The organism is Exiguobacterium sp. BRG2 (genome assembly GCF_031844245.1).
In the GTDB taxonomy this organism is placed as follows: Bacteria; Bacillota; Bacilli; order Exiguobacteriales; family Exiguobacteriaceae; genus Exiguobacterium_A.
In genome coordinates, this window is record NZ_JAUZUW010000015.1 from 1 (window position 1) to 23021 (window position 23021).

24 protein-coding genes and 2 other annotated features are annotated in these 23021 nt (G+C 48.3%); all 24 genes read left to right on the forward strand.

Annotation, left to right across the window (positions count from 1 at the left end; translation table 11 throughout):
- The first annotated feature begins 91 nt into the window (after positions 1-91).
- Positions 92-547 carry a CtsR family transcriptional regulator gene (locus tag Q9R23_RS14775; RefSeq protein WP_023466578.1) on the forward strand — a complete coding sequence of 152 codons (456 nt, stop codon included), beginning with the start codon at positions 92-94 and terminating at the stop codon, positions 545-547.
- A 25-nt stretch (positions 548-572) separates the two neighbouring features.
- Entirely contained in the window at positions 573-1001 is a 429-nt protein-coding gene (locus tag Q9R23_RS14780) for a hypothetical protein (protein WP_214856803.1), read from the forward strand.
- Positions 994-2067: a protein arginine kinase gene (locus Q9R23_RS14785; protein WP_195866116.1), complete on the forward strand. Its 1074-nt coding sequence runs from the start codon at positions 994-996 to the stop codon at positions 2065-2067. The genes Q9R23_RS14780 and Q9R23_RS14785 overlap by 8 nt, the downstream gene beginning before the upstream one ends.
- Positions 2067-4514 (forward strand): ATP-dependent protease ATP-binding subunit ClpC, encoded by a 2448-nt coding sequence (gene clpC / locus Q9R23_RS14790; RefSeq protein WP_023466588.1) that lies wholly within the window; start codon positions 2067-2069, stop codon positions 4512-4514. Before Q9R23_RS14785 ends, clpC begins: the two co-directional genes overlap by 1 nt.
- A 76-nt stretch (positions 4515-4590) precedes the next feature.
- Positions 4591-5967, forward strand: a complete 1377-nt coding sequence (gene radA / locus Q9R23_RS14795; protein WP_029343076.1) for a DNA repair protein RadA — start codon at positions 4591-4593, stop codon at positions 5965-5967.
- A 127-nt stretch (positions 5968-6094) separates the two neighbouring features.
- Entirely contained in the window at positions 6095-7180 is a 1086-nt protein-coding gene (locus tag Q9R23_RS14800; protein ID WP_050677148.1) for a PIN/TRAM domain-containing protein, read from the forward strand.
- 132 nt (positions 7181-7312) lie between these two features.
- Positions 7313-7996, forward strand: a complete 684-nt coding sequence (gene ispD, locus Q9R23_RS14805; protein ID WP_214856805.1) for a 2-C-methyl-D-erythritol 4-phosphate cytidylyltransferase — start codon at positions 7313-7315, stop codon at positions 7994-7996.
- A gap of 2 nt (positions 7997-7998) precedes the next feature.
- Positions 7999-8481, forward strand: coding sequence for a 2-C-methyl-D-erythritol 2,4-cyclodiphosphate synthase (gene ispF, locus Q9R23_RS14810; RefSeq protein ID WP_029343079.1), 483 nt, complete (start codon positions 7999-8001; stop codon positions 8479-8481).
- A 43-nt stretch (positions 8482-8524) separates the two neighbouring features.
- The gene (gltX, locus tag Q9R23_RS14815) at positions 8525-9973 is read left to right on the forward strand and encodes a glutamate--tRNA ligase (protein WP_214856807.1); all 1449 of its coding nucleotides are present in this window, start codon (positions 8525-8527) and stop codon (positions 9971-9973) included.
- Positions 9973-10191, forward strand: a binding site (T-box leader). It overlaps the preceding gene by 1 nt.
- A 27-nt stretch (positions 10192-10218) precedes the next feature.
- Positions 10219-10920, forward strand: coding sequence for a serine O-acetyltransferase EpsC (gene epsC / locus Q9R23_RS14820; protein ID WP_155960240.1), 702 nt, complete (start codon positions 10219-10221; stop codon positions 10918-10920).
- Positions 10874-12271 carry a cysteine--tRNA ligase gene (cysS, locus tag Q9R23_RS14825; RefSeq protein ID WP_050677146.1) on the forward strand — a complete coding sequence of 466 codons (1398 nt, stop codon included), beginning with the start codon at positions 10874-10876 and terminating at the stop codon, positions 12269-12271. Before epsC ends, cysS begins: the two co-directional genes overlap by 47 nt.
- Complete coding sequence (locus Q9R23_RS14830; protein ID WP_023466600.1) at positions 12268-12672, forward strand: Mini-ribonuclease 3; 405 nt, start codon at positions 12268-12270, stop codon at positions 12670-12672. The genes cysS and Q9R23_RS14830 overlap by 4 nt, the downstream gene beginning before the upstream one ends.
- Before the next feature lie 85 nt (positions 12673-12757).
- The gene (gene rlmB / locus Q9R23_RS14835) at positions 12758-13522 is read left to right on the forward strand and encodes a 23S rRNA (guanosine(2251)-2'-O)-methyltransferase RlmB (protein WP_214856825.1); all 765 of its coding nucleotides are present in this window, start codon (positions 12758-12760) and stop codon (positions 13520-13522) included.
- Positions 13519-14049 (forward strand): NYN domain-containing protein, encoded by a 531-nt coding sequence (locus Q9R23_RS14840; RefSeq protein ID WP_214856811.1) that lies wholly within the window; start codon positions 13519-13521, stop codon positions 14047-14049. The genes rlmB and Q9R23_RS14840 overlap by 4 nt, the downstream gene beginning before the upstream one ends.
- Before the next feature lie 186 nt (positions 14050-14235).
- A complete protein-coding gene (sigH, locus tag Q9R23_RS14845; protein ID WP_035413147.1) occupies positions 14236-14877 on the forward strand; it encodes an RNA polymerase sporulation sigma factor SigH in 642 nt (213 codons plus the stop codon).
- Positions 14878-15032: 155 nt separating this feature from the next.
- Positions 15033-15179: a 50S ribosomal protein L33 gene (gene rpmG, locus Q9R23_RS14850; RefSeq protein WP_023466603.1), complete on the forward strand. Its 147-nt coding sequence runs from the start codon at positions 15033-15035 to the stop codon at positions 15177-15179.
- Positions 15180-15223: 44 nt separating this feature from the next.
- Positions 15224-15394, forward strand: coding sequence for a preprotein translocase subunit SecE (gene secE, locus Q9R23_RS14855; protein ID WP_023466605.1), 171 nt, complete (start codon positions 15224-15226; stop codon positions 15392-15394).
- A 19-nt stretch (positions 15395-15413) separates the two neighbouring features.
- Positions 15414-15965 carry a transcription termination/antitermination protein NusG gene (gene nusG / locus Q9R23_RS14860; protein ID WP_214856813.1) on the forward strand — a complete coding sequence of 184 codons (552 nt, stop codon included), beginning with the start codon at positions 15414-15416 and terminating at the stop codon, positions 15963-15965.
- Positions 15966-16114: 149 nt separating this feature from the next.
- Positions 16115-16540 (forward strand): 50S ribosomal protein L11, encoded by a 426-nt coding sequence (gene rplK, locus Q9R23_RS14865; RefSeq protein WP_023466609.1) that lies wholly within the window; start codon positions 16115-16117, stop codon positions 16538-16540.
- Positions 16541-16657: 117 nt separating this feature from the next.
- Positions 16658-17344: a 50S ribosomal protein L1 gene (gene rplA / locus Q9R23_RS14870; protein ID WP_064300983.1), complete on the forward strand. Its 687-nt coding sequence runs from the start codon at positions 16658-16660 to the stop codon at positions 17342-17344.
- A 55-nt stretch (positions 17345-17399) separates the two neighbouring features.
- Positions 17400-17551, forward strand: a sequence feature (ribosomal protein L10 leader region).
- A gap of 50 nt (positions 17552-17601) precedes the next feature.
- On the forward strand, positions 17602-18108 hold the full coding sequence (gene rplJ, locus Q9R23_RS14875) for a 50S ribosomal protein L10 (protein ID WP_023466611.1): 507 nt from the start codon (positions 17602-17604) through the stop codon (positions 18106-18108).
- Between the two features lie 76 nt (positions 18109-18184).
- A complete protein-coding gene (gene rplL, locus Q9R23_RS14880) occupies positions 18185-18553 on the forward strand; it encodes a 50S ribosomal protein L7/L12 (protein WP_311247372.1) in 369 nt (122 codons plus the stop codon).
- 82 nt (positions 18554-18635) lie between these two features.
- Complete coding sequence (locus Q9R23_RS14885) at positions 18636-19232, forward strand: class I SAM-dependent methyltransferase (RefSeq protein ID WP_311247373.1); 597 nt, start codon at positions 18636-18638, stop codon at positions 19230-19232.
- 231 nt (positions 19233-19463) lie between these two features.
- Positions 19464-23021, forward strand: a complete 3558-nt coding sequence (rpoB, locus tag Q9R23_RS14890) for a DNA-directed RNA polymerase subunit beta (RefSeq protein ID WP_058705179.1) — start codon at positions 19464-19466, stop codon at positions 23019-23021.

Sequence of the window (23021 nt, forward strand, 5' to 3'; positions counted from 1 at the left end):
TTTCTAAAAAGCCTTATCAGTTGCATTTCTTTTTTTAGATGATTACTATTAAATCAAACAATAGTCAAAGATGGTCAGAGAGGTGGTGCCAATGCAAAACATCACAGATATCATCGAAGCCTATTTAAAGCAAATTTTACACGACGAAAAGACGATTGAAATCAAACGTCAAGAAATTGCACAACGTTTTGACTGTGTTCCATCACAAATCAATTACGTCATCAATACTCGTTTTACGGTCGAAAAGGGTTATTTTGTTGAAAGTAAGCGGGGCGGCGGTGGATACATTCGGATTCAAAAAATCGTTGTGCTCGATAGTCACGATCTATTAGACGAAGTCAGTTCATGGATCGGTGATCATTTGACGGAACAAGCTGCAGAAGATTATTTGATTCGTTTGATGAACGAACAATTACTGACGCGGCGGGAAGCTATTTTGATTCAATCGCTGTTGCAAAAAGAGAGTTTGCCAATGGCGGTCGAAGATCAACACCGGATGCGTGCCCACTTGATGCGGACGCTTCTTCAAACCATGAAGCGACTCTAGTCGTGGGACATTGGAGGAATGCATGATGCGTTGTCAACGATGTGGCGAACGAGAAGCAATCGTCCGTGTCAAACTTCCACAAGAATCGGAAACCGATGAGAAGTTCTTATGCTCGGTTTGTGTGCGGGAGTTGGCACGTGAATACCAAGGGACGGCGTGTCCGTCTTGCGGTATGACCCGTCAACAATTGCTTCATCTTCGTAAAGTCGGTTGCCCGACTTGTTATTCATTTTTCAAAGACGAAGTCGACGGTATGGTTCGTCAGTTCCAACACGGTCATACGCAACATTATGGCTCGCGACCTGATGAGGAAACCGTTGAAAAACGATTGAACCAGCAACTCAGTCGACTCAAAGAGCAACTTAACCGCAAAATCTTAGCAGAAGATTATGAAGAAGCAGAAATCATAAAACAACAGATTGAGAGTGTCGAGGAGGATTTGCGTCATGTTTGAAGAGTTGCTCCAACACCCTTTAAGCGAATCGATGAATCAATCTTCTCCCTTTGACGACATCGTCGTTTCGACACGGATCCGATTGGCGCGTAATACGACACGTTATCCGTTCTCAACGATGTTGTCCGAAGCACAAGCCAATGCGCTCATTGAAGAGACCGAACGTCAACTAAACGGGATGAAAGGGTTCCGGTTTGGTCGCGTCGATCAAGCAGATGTTCTGACGCGAACCGCTTTAGTAGAAAAGCATCTGATCAGTCCAGCGTTAGCCAGTCATCCACGGACGGGACTCTTCATTAGTGAGGATGAGCAGATCAGTGTCATGGTAAACGAAGAGGATCATTTTCGAATCCAGACGTTATTACCTGGGCTACAGCTTGAAGAAGCGTTTCGGATCGCAAAACAAGTCGATCGCTTGATCAGTGAACGATTTAAAATTGCTTTTGATGACACACTTGGTTATTTAACAACGTGTCCGAGTAACGTCGGAACTGGTCTTCGTGCTTCCGTCATGTTGCACTTACCGGGACTGGTCCTGACGAATCAGATTCAAGGCTATATCAAACACTTACGACAGCTCGGATTCGCGATTCGTGGGCGTTACGGCGAGGGAAGCGATGCCTCTGGTCGCATGTTCCAACTTTCGAACCAACGGACGCTTGGGGCAAGTGAGGATATGCTGATCACGGACTATCAATTTGCCGTCGAAGCATTAATTGAAGCAGAACAGGCAGCACGAAAAGGATTATTGGAGATGTATCAAGAAGAACTAGAGGATAGACTATATCGTTCCTACGGTGTCCTGACATCAGCTCGACTGATTACAGCGCGGGAAGCAACGGAACGGTTATCGGATGTTCGCTTAGCGGACAGTCTGGGACTAGAGGTCAATCTTCCTCCAAATCTTTTTCATCAACTGCTCGTTTCATTACAAACAGGTTTTTTACAAAAGCATTTCGGGAAACAATTAACATCTAGAGAACGGGACATCGAACGGGCGAAACGAATCCGGACGATGTTAACCGAACAGACAAACAGGGATCACACACAAGGAGGTTTTGCATAATGATGTTTGGACGATTCACAGAACGTGCACAACGTGTATTGGCACTTGCTCAAGAAGAAGCAGTACGGTTGGGGCACCACAATATCGGAACAGAACACATTTTACTCGGACTTGTACGTGAAGGAGACGGAATCGCTGCGAAAGCCTTAACAGCACTCGGTCTCAGTTCAGATAAAATTCAGATGGAAGTCGAAGCGTTGATCGGTCGCGGACAAGATGGTGCAACGACGATTCACTATACACCACGTGCGAAAAAAGTCATCGAATTATCAATGGATGAGGCACGTAAACTAGGTCACTCTTACGTTGGAACAGAACACCTCTTACTCGGATTGATCCGAGAAGGAGAGGGCGTTGCTGCTCGTGTCTTAAATAACTTAGGCATCAGTCTTTCAAAAGCCCGTCAGCAAGTACTCCAGTTGCTTGGGAACAGCGAAACGACAGCAAACGCGTCGCAAGCAGGTTCAGGTGTCGCAACACCAACACTTGATGGCCTTGCTCGTGATTTGACTCAACAAGCGCGTGAAACACGTCTTGATCCCGTCATTGGTCGCGCGAAAGAGATTCAACGCGTCATCGAAGTCTTGAGCCGCCGGACGAAGAATAACCCAGTCTTGATCGGGGAACCAGGGGTCGGTAAAACGGCTGTCGTCGAAGGTCTCGCTCAACAAATCATCAACAATGAAGTACCGGAGACCTTACGCAATAAACGCGTCATGGTACTCGATATGGGAACACTCGTCGCCGGCACGAAATACCGTGGTGAATTCGAAGATCGTTTGAAAAAGGTCATGGATGAGATTCGTCAAGCTGGTAACATCATTCTCTTTATCGATGAGTTGCATACATTGATTGGAGCGGGTGGAGCAGAAGGTGCGATCGATGCATCGAACATCCTTAAACCATCGCTCGCACGAGGCGAACTCCAGTGTATCGGAGCAACGACTCTTGATGAGTACCGGAAATACATCGAAAAAGATGCGGCACTCGAACGTCGTTTCCAACCGATTCAAGTCGCAGAGCCAACAACGGATGAAGCAACACAAATCCTATTTGGTCTTCGCGATCGTTATGAAGCACACCACCGTGTGACGATCACAGACGAAGCGATTCAAGAAGCCGTCACCTTGTCGGATCGATACATTTCGGATCGTTTCCTTCCGGATAAAGCGATCGATTTGATCGATGAAGCGGCATCGAAAGTTCGGTTGCGTTCATACACAGCACCACCGAACTTAAAAGAAGTTGAAGCAAAACTCGAGGGTATCCGTAAGGACAAGGATGAAGCTGTCCAAAGTCAAGAGTTCGAAAAAGCAGCAAGCCTCCGCGACACGGAACAAAAATTACGCGATGAGCTTGAGCGTTTGAAAGAGGAATGGCAGAATAAACAAGGCAACGAAAAACTTGAAGTCACAAAAGATGACATCGCACAAGTTGTTGCCAACTGGACAGGTGTACCGGTCACGAAGATCGCGGAAGAAGAGACGGATCGTCTCCTTCGCCTCGAAGAAATCCTTCACGATCGTGTCATCGGTCAAAATGAAGCCGTTAAATCGATTTCAAAAGCGATCCGTCGCGCACGTGCTGGACTGAAAGATCCAAAACGTCCGATCGGTTCGTTCATCTTCCTCGGTCCTACTGGGGTTGGTAAAACAGAACTCGCACGTGCGGTTGCCGAAGCAATGTTCGGTGATGAGGATGCAATCATCCGGATCGACATGTCAGAGTACATGGAGAAACATGCAACGAGTCGTCTCGTCGGTTCACCTCCAGGCTATGTCGGTTACGAAGAAGGCGGTCAATTAACGGAAAAAGTTCGCCGGAAACCATACTCAGTCATCTTACTTGATGAAATCGAGAAGGCGCACCCGGAAGTCTTCAACATTCTCTTGCAAGTACTTGATGATGGACGCCTAACAGACTCGAAAGGTCGGACGGTTGATTTCCGTAACACGATCATCGTCATGACATCGAACGTCGGTGCAAGTGCTCTTAAACGTAATAAATATGTTGGCTTCGCTGTTTCTGAAGATACGGATCGCGAATACAAAGACATGAAAGATAAAGTCATGGAAGAACTCAAACGGGCGTTCCGTCCAGAGTTCTTGAACCGGATTGATGAAACGATCGTCTTCCACTCACTCGAGAAACAACACATCGAAGAGATCGTGAAGTTGATGGCGAAAACCCTTGAAAAACGTTTGGCTGAACAGGAAATTCATTTCGAATTGACACCAGCTGCCCTCTCGAAGATTGCCGATATCGGATACGATCCAGAGTACGGCGCACGTCCAATCCGTCGTGCCCTTCAACGGGAAGCGGAAGACCGGTTGTCAGAAGCATTGCTCGCAGGCGATATCCAAAAAGGAGAACGTGTTGCGCTTGATGTCGAAGAGAACGAATTCATCGTTCGCCGGAATCACGTGAGTTCTGCCGCAACGGAATAAGCACTGAGCACAGGGCCAGCTTTCGCACTTTCTGAGCGAAGCTGGTTCTTTTTTTGAAACAGAAAGGATGAATCGATTGGCTAAGTTAAAAACAAAATTCGTTTGTCAAAGCTGTGGGACCGAATCACCGAAATGGATGGGACGTTGTTCAGGATGCGGGGAATGGAACACGATGGTCGAAGAAGTCGTCGAAGAAAAAAAAGGACGGCGCGGTGCCGCTTTCGTTCATACGACGACAAAACAATTAAAGCCAGAGCGCCTCGCGAATATCGTTTCGCAAGAAGAGAGTCGCGTCTTTACCGGAAGTGGTGAATTCGACCGTGTTCTCGGAGGTGGTATCGTTCCAGGTTCGATGGTGCTAGTTGGAGGAGATCCGGGGATCGGGAAGTCGACGATCTTACTGCAGACGAGCGCACGTCTTGCCCAACGTGGCGAAAAAGTGCTCTACATCTCAGGAGAAGAATCGCTCAAACAAACTAAATTGCGCGCGGAACGGCTTGGCTTACCGACTCAGGATTTGTTCGTCCTTAGTGAGACGGATATGAACATGATTGAACGTGTCGTCGATGAAGAACAGCCACGTTTTTTAATCATCGACTCGATTCAAACCGTCTACATTGATGAAATCCAGTCTGCACCCGGCAGCGTGACACAGGTACGGGAATGTACGGCGATGCTGATGAAAATTGCGAAGAGTCGCGGGATCGCGATCTTCATCGTCGGTCATGTCACGAAACAGGGTTCGATTGCTGGACCACGGTTACTTGAGCACATGGTGGATGCTGTCTTGTATTTCGAAGGCGAACGTCACCATACGTTCCGGATTCTGCGTGCTGTCAAAAACCGATTTGGTTCAACGAATGAGATCGGAATTTTTGAGATGCGGGAGTCTGGTCTTGAAGAGGTCTTGAATCCGTCAGAAATTTTCCTCGAGGAGCGGACGTCCGGTGTATCCGGTTCGACGATCGTCGCTTCCATGGAAGGGACACGGACCGTCCTCGTCGAACTGCAAGCGTTGATTTCACCGACGTCATTCGGCAATCCTAGACGGATGGCGACCGGAATCGATCAAAATAAAGTAGCGTTATTGATGGCCGTCCTTGAGAAACGATCGGGTCTTCTCCTTCAGACACAAGATGCGTACCTCAAGGCAGCCGGTGGTGTGAAGCTTGATGAACCTGCGATTGACTTAGCGGTTTGTGTTGCCATTGCCTCTAGTTTCCGTGACAAGCCGACGCGTCCGACCGATGTCGTGATTGGTGAAGTCGGGTTGACGGGAGAAGTTCGCCGTGTATCGCGGATTGAACAACGTGTAGCAGAAGCAGCTAAACTCGGTTTCACGCGGGCGATCATTCCGAAAAACAACTTGGGTGGTTGGACGTATCCGGACGGGATTACGGTCGTCGGTGTCGAGAGTGTGGATGAAGCATTACGTGAAACGATTCCGTTTTAAGCTGGAATGACGCAAAAAATGGGGGAACTGTAATGGATATGTAAACAGTTTCCCCTCCTTCCGGCGTAGGTAGTTCAAATCAGTACATGTTACAATGAACTTAAAATAAGCAAAGGAGGTGAGAAGATTGAAAATCGTCATTCGGGTATTTTTTGCATTACTCGGACTTGCCCTCGGGATCTTGTTGCTTCCTCAGTTCTTCCAATTAATTGAAACGGCAACGAATACGACATTCCCCGCGTGGTTGATGAGCGAATACGTAACTGGAACGATTGGTGCACTCATATTCTTATTAATTGGATTATTCATTACGGATTCGGTAATTCGACTTCTCCGATTTTTAGAAGAACGGCTCGTCAAAGCCCCAGTGGCAGATCTCTTTTTTGGAACATTTGGTTTGTTGATTGGGTTGGTACTGGCTTTCCTCGTCAGTACATTGATTGATTTGGTAGGTATTCCTGTCCTCAGTAACGTCTTAACGATCTTCGTGACCGCGTTATTCGGATATCTCGGCTTTACAGTCGGGTATCGTAAACGTCATGAATTGACGAAAATCTTCTTACGTAGCAACCAAAGTGAGAAAAAGACGGCACCTGAAGTCGTCGCCCCAGTTAAGTCAAACAGTAAGGTACTCGATACGAGCGTCATCATCGACGGGCGGATCACGGATATCACGAAGACCGGTTTCGTCGAAGGAAAGCTGATCGTTCCGCAATTCGTCATTGGGGAGTTGCAGTACATCGCCGATTCTTCGGACACGTTGAAACGAAACCGTGGACGTCGTGGACTCGATGTCTTAAAAGAGTTACAAGAGATTCCCGGTGTTGAGGTCGAAATTTACGATGGCGACTTCGAGGATGTACCGGAAGTAGACATCAAACTGATTAAACTCGCGGAACTCGTCAAAGGGATCGTCGTCACGAACGACTATAACTTGAACAAAGTCTGTGAAGTCCGACATGTTCCTGTTCTTAACATCAATGACCTGGCGAATGCCGTCAAACAAGTCGTCATTCCAGGAGAAGAGATGACCGTTCTTGTCATCAAGGAAGGAAAAGAACAAAAACAGGGCATTGCCTATCTCGAAGATGGGACGATGGTCGTCGTCGAAGGCGGAAAACACCTCATTTCGAAAACGATTGGCGTCGTCGTCACGAGTGTCTTGCAGACGTCAGCTGGACGAATGATTTTTGCGAAACCACAAGAAAAATGAGACACTATGCCTAGAGAGACATCGAGAGGCATTCGGATAGACCCCGCAACGGATTCGATTTCATGATCGAGTCCGTTTTCGGTGTGATGGAATGGATCACGATGATCAGTGAGATAGAAAAGAGGGAATGAGATGTCTACAGCCACATATCGCGTCGTCATCCCCGCTGCCGGTGCCGGTAAGCGGATGGGCGCAGATCGTAATAAATTGATGCTTGAACTAAGAGACCGTCCAATCATCGCTTGGACACTGGATGTCTTCGAGGCAGATCCGGCATGTACGGAAATCATCCTTGCGATCAATCCACTAGAACAGGAATGGTTTACAAGTATTATCGCGTCTTATAAGACATCGATTAGACTTGTCACGGGTGGTGCCGAACGTCAGGAAAGTGTGCTTCGTGGTCTTGAGGCGTTAGAAGGCGAAGGAATCGTTCTGATCCATGATGGTGCCCGACCGTTCATTTCACAAGCAGCGATTCAGGCGGTTGTCCAAGCAGCAGTCCAAGATCAGGCAGCGATTCTCGCGGTACCGATCAAAGATACCGTCAAACGGATCGAAGCAAATCACATCAGTGAGACCGTCCCGCGGGAACGCCTGATGGCAGCCCAGACACCACAAGCGTTTGATCTTGCGACGATTCGCACGGTTCATGAAAAAGCGGCAACGAAATACCTAGGAACCGATGATGCAAGTTTGATAGAATGGGACGGAGGAAAAGTAACGATCGTCCACGGTCACTACGAAAATATCAAGATGACGACACCGGACGATCTATGGTTCGGTGAAGCGATTCTAATGAAACGAGGGAAATGACGATGATTCGAATTGGACAAGGTTTTGATGTACATGCCTTTGCAGAGGATCGGAAATTGATTTTAGGCGGCATCGAGATTCCGCACACGAAAGGATTGCTCGGTCATTCGGATGCAGACGTCTTGTTACATACGATTGCCGACGCGGCACTTGGTGCAATCGCAGCAGGAGATATCGGAAAACATTTTCCGGACACGGATCCGGAATTCAAGGATGCCGATTCAGCAAAATTGCTGCAGCATGTCTACGCGCTCGTTAAACAACAAGGGTATGAGCTTGGCAACCTAGATGCGACAGTCATCGCACAGGCACCAAAGCTTCGTCCGTACATCGACACGATGCGTGCGCGAATCGCGGAATTACTCGAAGCGGACATTGAACAGATCAATGTCAAGGCAACGACGACGGAATGGTTAGGTTTTACGGGACGAGAAGAGGGAATCGCTTGTCAAGCAGTGATTCTACTGAAACGAATCGAAGAATAAGGTATACTAGATAAGCGAATTTTAGTCGAAGGAGTGATTGGCAATGGCAGAAGTACGAGTACGTTATGCCCCAAGTCCAACAGGACACTTGCATATCGGGAATGCCCGGACTGCATTATTTAACTATCTGTTTGCGCGCCACTTAGGCGGTAAGATGGTATTACGAATCGAGGATACGGACCAAAAGCGGAACATCGCAGGTGGTGTCGAGAGTCAAATGAAGAACCTCGAGTGGCTCGGTGTCGATTGGGACGAAGGTCCAGATCGCGGTGGCGAGTACGGTCCTTATTCACAAATGGAGCGTCTCGATATCTATCAAAAGTACACGGACGAGTTACTTGAAAAGGGACTCGCTTACCGTTGCTACATGACATCGGAAGAGCTCGAAGCAGAACGCGAAGCACAAATCGCACGTGGAGAAGCACCACGTTATTCAGGGGCACACCGTAACCTGACAGCAGAACAAGAAGAAGCGTTCCGAGCAGAAGGTCGCACGCCGTCGATTCGGATTCGTGTACCGGAAGATGTCACGTATACATGGAATGATATCGTCAAAGACGACGTCTCATTCGAATCAAAAGACTTCGGTGACTGGGTCATCGTCAAAAAAGATGGCATTCCGACGTACAACTTTGCCGTCGTCATCGACGATCACTTGATGGCGATCAGCCATGTTCTTCGTGGAGATGACCATATTTCGAACACACCGAAACAGATGATGATCTATGATGCGTTCGGTTGGGAATACCCGACGTTCGGTCACATGACATTGATCGTCAACGAATCACACAAGAAACTCTCGAAACGTGATCACTCGATCATTCAGTACATCGAGCAGTATAAAGAGCTCGGTTATCTCCCGGAAGCAATGCTCAACTTCATCACGCTTCTCGGTTGGTCACCAGTCGGCGAACAAGAGATCTTCACGAAAGAAGAGTTCATCGAAATCTTTGACGCGGATCGTCTCTCGAAGAGTCCGGCTGTCTTTGACCAAAACAAATTGGCTTGGATCAACAGCCAGTACATGAAACACCAATCGTTCGAAGAAGTATTCGAAGCCAGTCTTCCGTTCCTACAAGAAGCAGGTCGCGTCGAAGCGTCACCTTCAGAAGAAGAGCTCGCTTGGGCACGTGATCTCGTCGCGTTATACCGCGAACAGATGACGCATGGCGCGGAAATCGTCAAGCTTTCAGAGATGTTCTTTGAGGACGAAGTGGTGTATGATGAAGAGGCAAACACTGTCTTGAGTGGCGAGATGGTTCCGACTGTACTTGCAGAATTCGCGAACCAGTTACGTGCTCTCGAAGAGTGGACACCAGAAGCGATTAAAGCATCGATCAAAGCGACGCAAAAAGCGACTGGTCAAAAAGGAAAGAACTTATTCATGCCAATTCGTGTCGCGACGACAGGACAGACGCATGGTCCAGAACTCCCGAACACGATTCAATTACTAGGAAAAGACCGTGTGCTTGCACGGCTTGAAGCAGAATAACGAAAGCGTAGACGAGGAAAGTAACGATGCGTCTTCTTCTCCAGAGACAAGCTCGAATGGTGCGAGGGCTTGAAGAAGCGAATCATGAAATGCCCCTCTGAGTGCTGCCCGAAATCCGTGAGAGTAGGCGCAGACGTATCTCCGGCGTTAACGGACGTCAAGAGGGACGAGTCAATCGTCCAAACAGAGTGGGACCGCGCTTCGTTAGCGTCTCTGTGCAGCAATGCATGGAGGCGCTTTTTCTTATGGAGAGGAGAACGTATATGACACGGATGCGAGAAGATATCCGCAATGTGTTTGAGCAAGATCCAGCTGCCCGCAGCACGTTAGAAGTCATTTTGACATACCCGGGCTTACATGCGATTTGGATGCATCGCCTGGCCCATCGGCTCTGGAACGCGAAGTTTCGCTTGCTCGGTCGATTGATTTCGCAATTCAGTCGCTTTTTGACAGGCATCGAGATTCATCCAGGAGCAACGATCGGACGCCGATTCTTTATCGACCACGGGATGGGTGTCGTCATTGGTGAGACGACGATCATTGGTGATGACGTCACGTTGTTTCAAGGCGTGACACTCGGCGGAACGGGGAAAGAAACAGGAAAGCGTCATCCGACGATTGAAGACGGCGTACTTGTTTCAGCAGGTGCCCGTGTCCTTGGTGATATCACGATCGGGGCATACTCGAAAATCGGTGCCAGTTCTGTCGTCTTAAAACACGTTCCTCCAAATGCGACCGTCGTCGGCATTCCGGGACGTGTCGTCATTCAAGACGGCATGAAGGTCGAAGCACCACTTGATCATCGTTTCCCGGATCCGGTCAGCGAATGCCAAGAGCGGATTGAAATGGAACTAGAAGTATTAAAACAAGAAATTGAACGGATTAAAGGAGGGCGACGTCATGATTCAACTGTACAACAGCATGACCGGAAAAAAGGAACCATTTAAACCATTAGAAGAAGGAAAGGTCAAGATGTATGTCTGTGGCCCGACGGTATACAACTACATTCATATCGGCAACGCACGTCCAGCCATCGTCTTCGATACGGTCCGTCGCTACTTCACATATCGCGGATATGAGGTCAAATACGTCTCGAACTTCACGGACGTCGACGATAAGATCATCCGGACAGCGAACGAACTCGGAGAAGATTATCATGCGTTGACGAAACGTTTCATCGAGGCGTATCACGCGGACACGGGCGCCTTGAATGTCCAAAAAGCGGACATCCATCCACTCGTCACGGAAACGATGGACGATATCATCGCATTCATCGAAGTACTCGTTGCAAAAGGCAATGCCTACGCTTCAAGCGGAGATGTCTACTTCCGGACGCGTAGTTTCAAGGATTACGGACAATTAAGCCAACAGTCAATCGACGAGTTGCGTGCAGGTGCACGAATCGAAGTCGGAGAGAAAAAAGAAGATCCGCTTGATTTCGTGCTCTGGAAAGCAGCAAAACCAGGGGAGCCGGCATGGACGAGTCCATGGGGCGAAGGACGACCAGGCTGGCACATCGAGTGCTCGGCGATGGCGAAGAAATACCTTGGGGAGACGATTGATATCCACGCTGGCGGACAAGACTTGAAATTCCCGCACCATGAGAATGAGATCGCCCAGTCTGAGGCGTGCAACTCGCAGAAGTTCGCGAACTACTGGATGCATAACGGGTTCTTGAACATCGAAAACGAGAAGATGTCGAAGTCGCTCGGTAACTTCCTGACAGTCCATGAAGCGATCCAAGCGGTCGATCCGATGGTGTTACGGTTCTTCATGTTATCGGTTCAGTATCGTCACCCGATCAACTATAGTCGTGAACTGATCGATCAAGCAGCGAATGGTCTCGCACGGATTCGGGAGTCGGTCGCAAACATCGAACACCGTCTTGAGATGACGGCCGATCTCGGAACAGGTGACGAGAAGTGGTTGAATCGTCTAGCGGCGATCAAGGAACACTTCATCACATCGATGGATGATGATTTCAATACAGCGAACGCTGTGACGGATTTGTTTGATCTCTCAAAAGAAGCCAACCTATACCTTGGAGAAGCGCATGTATCGAAACAGGTGCTCGAACAGTTCCTCGCACTCTTCTCGGAATTATCAGGCGTCCTAGGTGTGACGTTGACAGTTGATAAAGGCTTACTCGATGAAGAAGTCGAACAGTTGATCGAAGAGCGGAACACAGCCCGTCAAAATCGTGACTTTGCACGAGCAGATGCAATTCGCGACCAATTACGTGACCAAGGCATTCTGCTCGAAGATACAGCGCAAGGGATGCGGTGGAAGCGCGGATGAAGAACTACAAACAACTGAACGCACTCGCATTAGCGTACATGGGCGACGTCGTCTATGAGATTCGTGTGCGCGAGCGATTGCTCGAACAAGGCTACGTGAAGCCGGGCGAGTTGCATAAAGCAGCTGTCCGGTACGTTCGGGCACAAGCACAAGCGACGGTCGTGACACACTGGTTGAACACGGATGCGTTGACGGAAGAAGAGGCAGCGGTCGTCCGGCGCGGAAAGAACGCGAAATCCGGTTCTGTTCCGAAGAGCACGGACGTCCATACGTATCGCTACGCGACAGCATTTGAAGCATTGCTCGGTTATATTTATCTTTCAGAAGGAGGGGATCGCCTTGAAGAACTCATCGGACAAGCGTTCGAATTACTCGAAGCCGAAAAAACAGACGAATCCTAAGGCTACAAGCGCGAAGCCAAAAACGAAGGCACAGCGTCCAGCACCAGAGAAACGAAAAGCCGCTCCGGTCAAGGAACAGCCTGTCGTGATCGAGCCACTCGAAGAAGGACAAGATTTTTTGTCAGGTCGTAATCCGGTCCTAGAGGCATTACGGAGTGGACGAGAGATGAACAAGCTGTTCTTGCAAGAAGGACAACAAAAAGGACCACTTGCCGTCATCCATGCGATGGCGCAGGAAGCGGGCATTCAAATCCAGCTCGTCCCGCGTTCGCGGTTAACCGGTTTAGCTGGAACGGAAAATCACCAAGGTGTCGTCGCAGCGGTAGCGGCGTACGAGTACGCCGAGATGGAAGACATCTTCAAGCTGGCACGTCAAAAGGATGAAACACCGCTCTTGATCCTACTCGATGAACTGGAGGATCCACATAATCTCGGATCAATCTTGCGGACGGCAGATGCTGTCGGGGCACACGGGATCATCATTCCGAAGCGTCGATCAGTCGGATTGACGCAAGTCGTCGCAAAGGCATCAACAGGCGCGATCGAACATATTCCTGTCGTTCGCGTGACGAACCTTGCGCGGACGATGGAAGATCTAAAGAAACAAGGCATCTGGTTCGTCGGAACGGATGCGCGCGAAAGTGATGACTACCGGACGCTCGATGGGACGATGCCACTCGGAATCGTCATTGGAAGTGAAGGAAAAGGAATGAGCCGGCTTGTCCGTGAAAAATGTGATTTCCTCGTCCACCTCCCGATGGCGGGACATGTCACATCGCTCAACGCATCGGTTGCTGCTTCATTATTACTATATGAAGTCTACCGGACTAGAAAGCCGTATGCGCGATGAAATATGATCGTCTCATCGTAGATGGCTATAATATCATTGGCGCATGGCCAGAATTTCGGACGTTGCGGGAGCAAGATTTTGAATTGGCACGGGAACGGCTGATTCATGCGATGGCGGAATACCAAGCTGTCACAGGTCTCAGCGTTACGATCGTCTTCGATGCCTATCTGCAACCAGGACGTGAGTCTCGGATGCTAAAAAGCGGAATCGATATCGTCTATACACGGGAGAACGAAACGGCAGATGAATGGATTGAAAAGACAGCTGCTGATTGGTTACAGGACATCCGAGTCAAGTTGACGGTAGCGACGAACGACTACACGGAGCAATGGGTCATCTTCACGCTCGGCGCACTCCGCATATCGGCGCAAGAGCTCCGGCGAGAGTGGAAAGCGGCAGTCGCTGTCATCAAACAACAGACGACGTCTGCGAAGACGACGGCTCAACCGCGCTCGAAGATTGATTTACCAGAAGACGTCGTCGCACGTTTAGAAGCGATCCGTCGTCGAAAGAATTCAGATACATGATATGAACCATTCGTATGAGCAATCCATCGTTCTTCATTTGGAAGAATGGTGGATTTTTTTATAGAAAAGATACATGTTGGATGCAACAAAAGAGGTCATGCCAATTTTCATTGTCGTGCGACAGGTAATTATTGTATAATTAAAAACAATTGAACTATTCGTCAATGATGCTTGGAGGGATACAAGATGAGTTTGGTTTCGTTCGACCAGTTTGGGTGCATGACCGATGAAGCGCTTGTAGAACAAGCGAAAGAGTTCGACAACAGCGATGCGCTCGAATTTTTGATCGAGCGGTATCGAAATTTCGTGCGCGCCAAAGCCCGTTCTTACTTTTTGATCGGGGCAGACCGAGAAGATATCATTCAAGAAGGAATGATTGGTCTCTATAAAGCAGTACGGGATTACCGAACGGATAAGCTTGCCTCGTTTAAAGGATTTGCCGAATTATGCATCACGCGACAGATGATCACTGCGATCAAGACGGCGACACGTCAGAAACATATCCCGTTGAATTCGTACATCTCACTCGATAAACCGATCTATGACGATGAATCGGAGCGGACGTTACTCGATATCATCACGTCGACAGCACCTTCTGACCCACAAATCTTGATCGTCAACCGGGAAGAATATGCAGACATTGAATCGAAGATGGATGAAATTTTAAGCGACCTTGAACGCAAAGTCCTCGCGCTCTATCTTGACGGACGGACGTATCAGGAAATCTCTGACGACCTCGATCGTCATGTCAAATCGATCGACAATGCCTTGCAACGCGTCAAGCGCAAGCTTGAGCGTTATCTCGAAGCACGAAAGATGACGGTCTAACAGAGAGGTAGATTGACCGTAACCCCTTCCTATGCTACTGTATAACTAGCGCCTTACTAGCGAGACGCCGCTCATAGGCGTTTTTTTTTACGCTCTTTTTCGGAAGGAAAGTACCTCAACAGAAAAGAAGAGTGGCAAAGAAGGAGGACTTTGAGATGGCGAAGAAAGTAGGCCTTGCTTGTGATAATTGCGGTGCCCGCGACTATACGACGATGAAAAAAGAGGACGTCACTGTCCGCTTGGAATTGAAGAAATTCTGCCGTCGTTGTAACGCGCATACGATTCATAAAGAAGCGAAATAAAGCTTCATCTGTCCCGATTTATTACATCCTGGAGGGAAAGTACGATGAAATTTTTGCGTGACGTATGGAATGAATTGAAAAAGACGAGCTGGCCAAAACGGAAAGAGCTGACGAAATACACACTGACGGTCATCGGTATGGTGATCTTCATGGGTGTCTTCATCTTCGGCGTCGATTCAGGGCTTAGCGCATTGATGAGCTGGTTGATTAAGTAAAAAGAAGAGGTGGCCTACCATGGAGAAACAATGGTTTGTCGTCCAAACGTATTCCGGATTCGAAAACAACGTCAAGGCGAACCTTGAACGTCGGATTGAATCCATGAACATGGACGAAAAAATCTTCCGTGTACTCGTTCCGATTGAAACGGTACAAGAAGAAGTAACGAACAAAAAGGGAGAAACGAAAATCAAGGAACGTGAAGTCAAGATCTTCCCGGGATATGTCCTCGTTGAGATGGTCATGACGGATGATTCTTGGTATGTCGTCCGGAATACTCCGAACGTCACAGGCTTCCTCGGATCAGTCGGCGGCGGTTCAAAACCAACCCCACTTCTTCCGGAAGAAGCAGAAAATATCCTTGGATCAATGGGTCTTGTCGATCTGAAGAGCCGTTACGACTTCTCACTCGGACAAATCGTCCGAATCAAAGAAGGAGCTTTCGAAAATCTCGAAGGTACGATCGAGGAGCTTGATGCAGATGCTGAGAAAATGAAAGTCTCTGTTGATATGTTCGGTCGCGAAACGAAGGTCGAGCTTGATTTCGCACAGGTCGATAAAATCGATTAAGTTTCCTATTGCGAATGTTTTGTTTTAATGATACAATTTTTCGTGTTTGATGTTGTGCTTATTTCGATAAATAACTCGTCGAATAGAATGAGTGGGAGGACGCGCAACGTCCAATTAAACCACATTAAAGAATTAAGGAGGTGTGTCTCGTGGCGAAGAAGGTTATGAAACTCGTAAAACTTCAAATTCCTGCGGGCAAAGCAAACCCAGCTCCACCAGTTGGACCGGCACTCGGTCAAGCAGGTGTGAACATCATGGGCTTCTGTAAAGAGTTCAACGCTCGTACACAAGACCAAGCCGGCTTGATTATCCCTGTAGTCATCACGGTTTTTGAAGATCGTTCATTCACATTCATCACTAAAACTCCTCCAGCAGCAGTTCTCTTGAAGAAAGCAGCTGGAATTGAGAGTGGTTCAGGTGAACCGAACCGTAAGAAAGTAGCGACTGTCAAACGTGACAAAGTTCGTGAAATCGCTGAAACAAAAATGCCAGACCTTAACGCATCATCTGTTGAAACAGCAATGTTGATGGTTGAAGGTACTGCACGTTCTATGGGTATCGTAATCGAAGACTAATGTCTTTTTGATTACCATGAACAACGATGAGGGTCGCAGGCGGATAGTTTCTTGAAGCCTGCTACCCTTTCATTATGTGGGAGGATTTTCCGCACAACCACAAAGGAGGAACCTAAAATGGGTAAGAAGTACAAAGAAGCTGCTAAGCTTATCGATCGTACGGTTTCATACGAACTCGCAGAAGCTGTAGATTTGACTAAAAAATCTGCAACTGCGAAATTCGATGAGACTATCGAATTGGCTGTTCGTCTCGGAGTAGATCCGAAGAAAGCAGACCAACAAATCCGTGGAGCAGTCGTATTGCCACACGGTACTGGTAAAACACAAAAAGTTCTCGTCTTCGCGAAAGGTGAGAAATTAAAAGAAGCGGAAGCTGCTGGAGCAGATTACGCTGGTGATGCTGAGTACATCAACAAAATCCAACAAGGATGGTTCGACTTCGACGTTATCGTTGCGACACCAGACATGATGGGTGAAGTTGGTAAACTTGGTCGCGTTCTCGGACCAAAAGGTCTCATGCCAAACCCGAAAACAGGTACAGTTACATTTGACGTCACAAAAGCAATCAACGATATCAAAGCTGGTAAAGTTGAGTACCGTGTCGACAAATCAGGTAACATCCACGTTCCTGTCGGTAAAAAATCATTCGATAACGAGAAACTCGTTGATAACATCAACACAGTTATCGAAACTCTCGTAAAAGTTAAGCCTGCTACTGCTAAAGGTGTATACCTTAAAAACATCGCGATCGCTTCTACAATGGGTCCTGGTGTAAAAGTATCTTCAGCTGACTTCGCGAAATAATTTCGTCTAAAACGAACTTGACAACGTTCTAAGAACGCTGTTACAGTATAAAACGTTGATATATTTCGACATACCGTAGACAGAAGGTGCTCACATGGGCATAAATCCTTCCGAGGTGTTCTTGCTCAGAGAGCCTGTTTGTTCAGGTATCCTTTTTGACGATTACGCCTCCTCTGCTCTGCAGACGGAGGCTTTTTATTTGAAATCGAGCAGCCCCTCGCACCGGTACATTTCATCTACCAGGAGGTGCAACAGAAATGGCAAACGAAAAAGTTATCGCTGTCAAAGCGGATCTCGTATCTGAGATCGCTGAGAAACTCCAAGCGAGCGCAGGAACAGTTGTCGTCGACTACCGTGGTCTCACAGTAGAAGAAGTCACTGAACTTCGTAAACAACTCCGCGAAGCGGGCGTTGAATTCAAAGTTTACAAAAACGGTCTCCTCCGTCGCGCGGCAGTTCAAAGCAACCTCGAAGGTCTTGATGAAGTCTTCACAGGTCCTAGTGCGATCGCCTTCAGCAATGAAGACGTTATCGCGCCAGCTAAGATCTTGAACGACTTCGCTAAAACGCACAAGGCTCTCGAACTCAAAGGTGGTATCATCGAAGGCAAAGTCACTTCAGTAGAAGATGTCAAAGCCCTTGCGGAACTTCCATCACGCGAAGGTCTCCTTTCGATGCTCCTCAGCGTGCTTCAAGCGCCAATCCGTGGACTCGCGGTGGCAACGAACGCAATCGCAGAGCAAAAAGAAGAACAATCTGCTTAATTTCTGCTTAGCGGGATAGGCAACCAACACAATTTTCACACCCCAACGTGGGCTAAATCAAAGGAGGAAAACCATAATGGCTTTCAACAAAGAGCAATTTATCGAAGACCTCAAGGGCATGACTGTTCTTGAACTTAACGAACTCGTAAAAACAATCGAAGAAGAATTCGGCGTATCAGCAGCAGCTCCAGTAGCAGTTGCAGGTGCTGGCGCAGGCGCAGCAGCTGAAGAGAAAACTGAATTCGACGTTATCCTTACTAACGCTGGATCTGGTAAAATCAACGTCATCAAAGCAGTTCGCGAATTGACTGGTCTCGGTCTTAAAGAAGCGAAAGCTCTCGTAGACGGAACTCCAGCACCAGTTAAAGAAGGCGTTTCGAAAGAAGACGCTGAAGCAATGAAAGCTAAGCTTGAAGAAGCTGGCGCTACTGTAGAAGTTAAGTAATTTTCTTCTTCCGTAGAAACAAGAGAAGCTCGCATTGCGAGCTTCTTTTGTTTTCATCTTTTACATGAGAGGGGAAGGAAACATGGCGGATCATTATTATACGAATGACCCTTCATCGAAACGAGATCCGAAGACGTGGGAATATGTCCTGCGTGGTCAGAGGCTCCGCTTTACATCGGATCACGGTGTCTTTTCGAAGAACGGAATCGATTTTGGTTCCCGTCTATTGATCGAGGCGTTCACGGAACCGGCTGTAGCGGGAGACATTTTAGATGTCGGCTGCGGATACGGACCAATGGGCATCGCGCTCTCGAAGTCGACGGGTCGTCCGGCACACTTGATCGATGTCAATGAACGGGCGCTCGAACTAGCGGCAGACAATGCGCGCGCGAATGGTGTTTCCGTGACGACCGGTGTGAGTGACGGGTATGATGAGATAGGCGAATCGACATTCGCAGCGATCGTGACGAATCCACCGATTCGGGCAGGAAAAACGGTCGTTCATCGTATTCTCCGAGAAGCATATGATCACCTTGTCGTTGGCGGCGAACTTTGGGTCGTCATTCAAAAGAAACAAGGTGGACCATCAGCGAAGAAATTGATGGAAGACGTATTCGGTATGTGTGAGACAGTTACCCGGGATAAAGGGTACTCTATATTTAAATCAATTCGGTCTTGACAAATCGAAGGATTTGTCGTTGACCGCATGTTGTGTCTATGATAGTATTATAAAATGCCATTGGAGTGATTTTTGGATAAGATGTTTGAAAGCAGCTGGCGTTCTCGACTACAGATGATTGAGTAGACAAGACGTCGCTTTTTTGCGCTTATCAATCAAAAAATGGCTTCAATGTTCGATATTACACCCGTCCTTCTCTATAAGAAGAAGTGGGTCTGAGAGGTGAATCAGTTGACTGGTCAACTTGTTCAGTACGGTCGTCACCGTCAGAGAAGAAGCTATGCACGTATCAGCGAAGTATTGGAACTTCCAAACTTAATCGAGATTCAAACGAATTCGTATGAGTGGTTCCTGCGGGAAGGTCTCCGTGAGATGTTTCATGACATTTCGCCGATTTCCGACTTCACAGGGAATCTCGTATTAGAATTCATCGACTACTCGCTCGGAGAGCCAAAGTATTCGATCGATGAATCGAAAGAGCGCGACGTGACCTATTCGGCACCACTACGCGTTAAAGTCCGTCTTCAAAATAAAGAGACGGGTGAATTGAAAGAACAAGAAGTCTTCATGGGTGACTTCCCGCTTATGACGGAGTCGGGAACATTCATCATCAATGGAGCGGAGCGCGTAATCGTTTCGCAGCTTGTTCGTTCGCCAAGTGTTTATTACAACAATAAGTTAGATAAGAACGGTAAACGTGGATTCTCCGCGACAGTCATCCCAAACCGTGGTGCATGGCTCGAGCTCGAGACAGACGCGAAAGACATCGTTTATGTTCGAATTGATCGCACGCGTAAGATTCCAGTAACGGTTCTTTTACGTGCTCTTGGTTTCGGTACGGATCAGGAAATCATCGATCTTCTCGGTGATGATGAGTACCTCCGGAATTCACTTGAAAAAGATAATACGGAATCAACGGAAAAAGCCCTCATCGAGATTTATGAGCGTCTACGTCCGGGAGAGCCGCCGACAGTCGAAAACGCAAAAGCGTTGCTCGTATCGCGCTTCTTTGACCCGAAACGTTATGATTTGGCAAACGTTGGTCGTTATAAAATCAATAAAAAGCTTCATCTTAAGAACCGTCTCTTCGGTCAAAAACTTGCGGAAACGCTCGTTGATCCTGAGACAGGTGAAGTCATCGCGGAAGCAGGAACGGTCCTTGATCGTCGTATGCTCGATAAAGTCCTTCCATTCCTCGAAGGATCCGTTGGTTACATCGAAGCGACGCCTACAGGCGGCGTAACGCAGGGTGAGGCTTTCAACTTACAGTCAATCAAGGTGTTCGCACCGGACGATGCTGAAGGTGAACGCATCATCAATATCATCGGTAACGGTAACATCGATCGTGACATCAAGCACATCACGCCTGCTGACATGATTGCTGCCATCAACTACTTCTTCAACTTGTTGCATGAAGTCGGTACGACAGACGATATCGACCACCTCGGTAACCGTCGTCTTCGTTCAGTCGGCGAGCTGCTCCAGAACCAATTCCGGATCGGTCTCTCACGGATGGAACGTGTCGTTAAGGAACGGATGTCGATTCAGGATCAGAATGCGATCACGCCACAGGCCTTGATCAACATTCGTCCAGTTATCGCATCGATTAAAGAGTTCTTCGGTAGCTCGCAGTTGTCTCAGTTCATGGACCAAACGAACCCGCTTGCGGAATTGACGCACAAACGTCGTCTTTCAGCACTCGGACCTGGTGGTTTGACACGTGAGCGCGCTGGTTTCGAAGTTCGTGACGTACACTACTCGCACTATTCCCGTATGTGTCCGATCGAAACGCCAGAGGGACCAAACATCGGTTTGATCAACTCGTTGTCTTCGTACGCGAAGGTCAATGAGTACGGCTTCATCGAAGCACCATATCGTCGTGTCGATCCGGAAACGGGCGTCGTCACGGATGAAATCCACTACATGACTGCTGACGAAGAGGATCTCTACGTCGTCGCACAGGCAAACATGTTGTTGACGGAAGAGAAGACGTTCAAAGATTCACACGTCCTTTCACGTTTCCGTGGACAAAACTTGTCTGTCGAACCAGCACGTGTCGATTACATGGACGTTTCGCCGAAGCAGGTCGTATCTGCCGCAACGGCTTGTATCCCGTTCCTTGAGAACGATGACTCGAACCGTGCCCTCATGGGAGCGAACATGCAACGTCAGGCCGTCCCACTTCTGAACCCGGAATCTCCGATTGTCGGTACTGGAATGGAGTACGTGTCTGCGAAAGACTCAGGAGCCGCTGTCGTTGCGAAGCACGCAGGGATCGCTGAGCGTGTCACGGCGCGTGAAATCCTTGTCCGTCGTACGACGGAAGTCGATGGCAACATCGTTGAAGGTGAACTCGACCGTTACAAGATTCAAAAATTCATCCGTTCTAACCAAGGAACGTGTTATAACCAAAAACCAATCATCAAAGCAGGCGACCCAGTCGATAAAGGCGAGATCCTTGCAGATGGTCCATCGATGGACGGTGGGGAACTTGCGCTTGGTCGTAACGTACTCGTCGGTTTCATGACATGGGATGGTTACAACTATGAGGATGCTGTCATCATGAGTGAGCGTCTTGTCAAAGACGACGTCTACACATCGATCCACATCGAAGAATACGAATGTGAGTCGCGTGATACGAAACTCGGACCGGAAGAAATCACACGTGATATTCCGAACGTCGGTGATGATGCCTTGAAAAACCTCGACGATCGCGGAATCATCCGTGTCGGCGCGGAAGTCAAGGACGGCGATATCCTCGTCGGTAAAGTTACGCCGAAGGGTGTAACGGAATTGACAGCGGAAGAACGTCTTCTTCATGCAATCTTCGGTGAAAAAGCACGTGAAGTCCGTGATACATCTCTCCGTGTACCACACGGTGGTGATGGAATCATCCTCGACGTCAAAATCTTCGACCGCGATAATGGGGACGAGCTCTCACCTGGTGTCAACCAGTTGATCCGTGCTTACATCGTTCAGAAGCGTAAGATTCACGAGGGTGACAAAATGGCGGGTCGTCACGGTAACAAAGGTGTTATCTCGCGTATCCTTCCAGAAGAAGACATGCCGTACATGCCAGACGGTACGCCAATTGACATCATGTTGAACCCACTTGGGGTTCCATCACGGATGAACATCGGGCAGTTGCTCGAGCTTCACCTCGGGATGGCAGCACGTCAACTCGGCATCAAAGTCGCATCACCAGTATTCGATGGTGCGCGTGAGGAAGATGTTTGGGCAACGATTGAAGAAGCAGGTATGGATCGCGACGCGAAGACTGTCCTTTATGATGGTCGTTCGGGTGAAGCGTTCGATAACCGTATCTCTGTCGGTGTCATGTATATGATTAAACTTGCTCACATGGTCGATGATAAACTTCACGCACGTTCGACAGGACCATACTCACTCGTTACACAACAACCGCTCGGTGGTAAAGCCCAGTTCGGTGGTCAGCGTTTCGGTGAGATGGAAGTATGGGCACTTGAAGCATACGGCGCAGCCTACACGCTCCAAGAGATCCTTACAATCAAGTCGGATGACACGATCGGTCGTGTTAAAGCGTACGAAGCAATCGTCAAAGGTGAGAATGTACCACAACCGGGCGTACCGGAATCGTTCCGAGTCCTCATTAAAGAGCTTCAATCACTCGGTATGGACGTCAAGATGATGTCTGCTGATGATGAAGAGATCGAAATGCGCGACGAAGACGAGGACAATATCCCGAACGCGACTCCAGCACTCGAAGAAGTTCAAGCGCCTGTCGCACCAGTTGTTACTGAAGAGGAATAA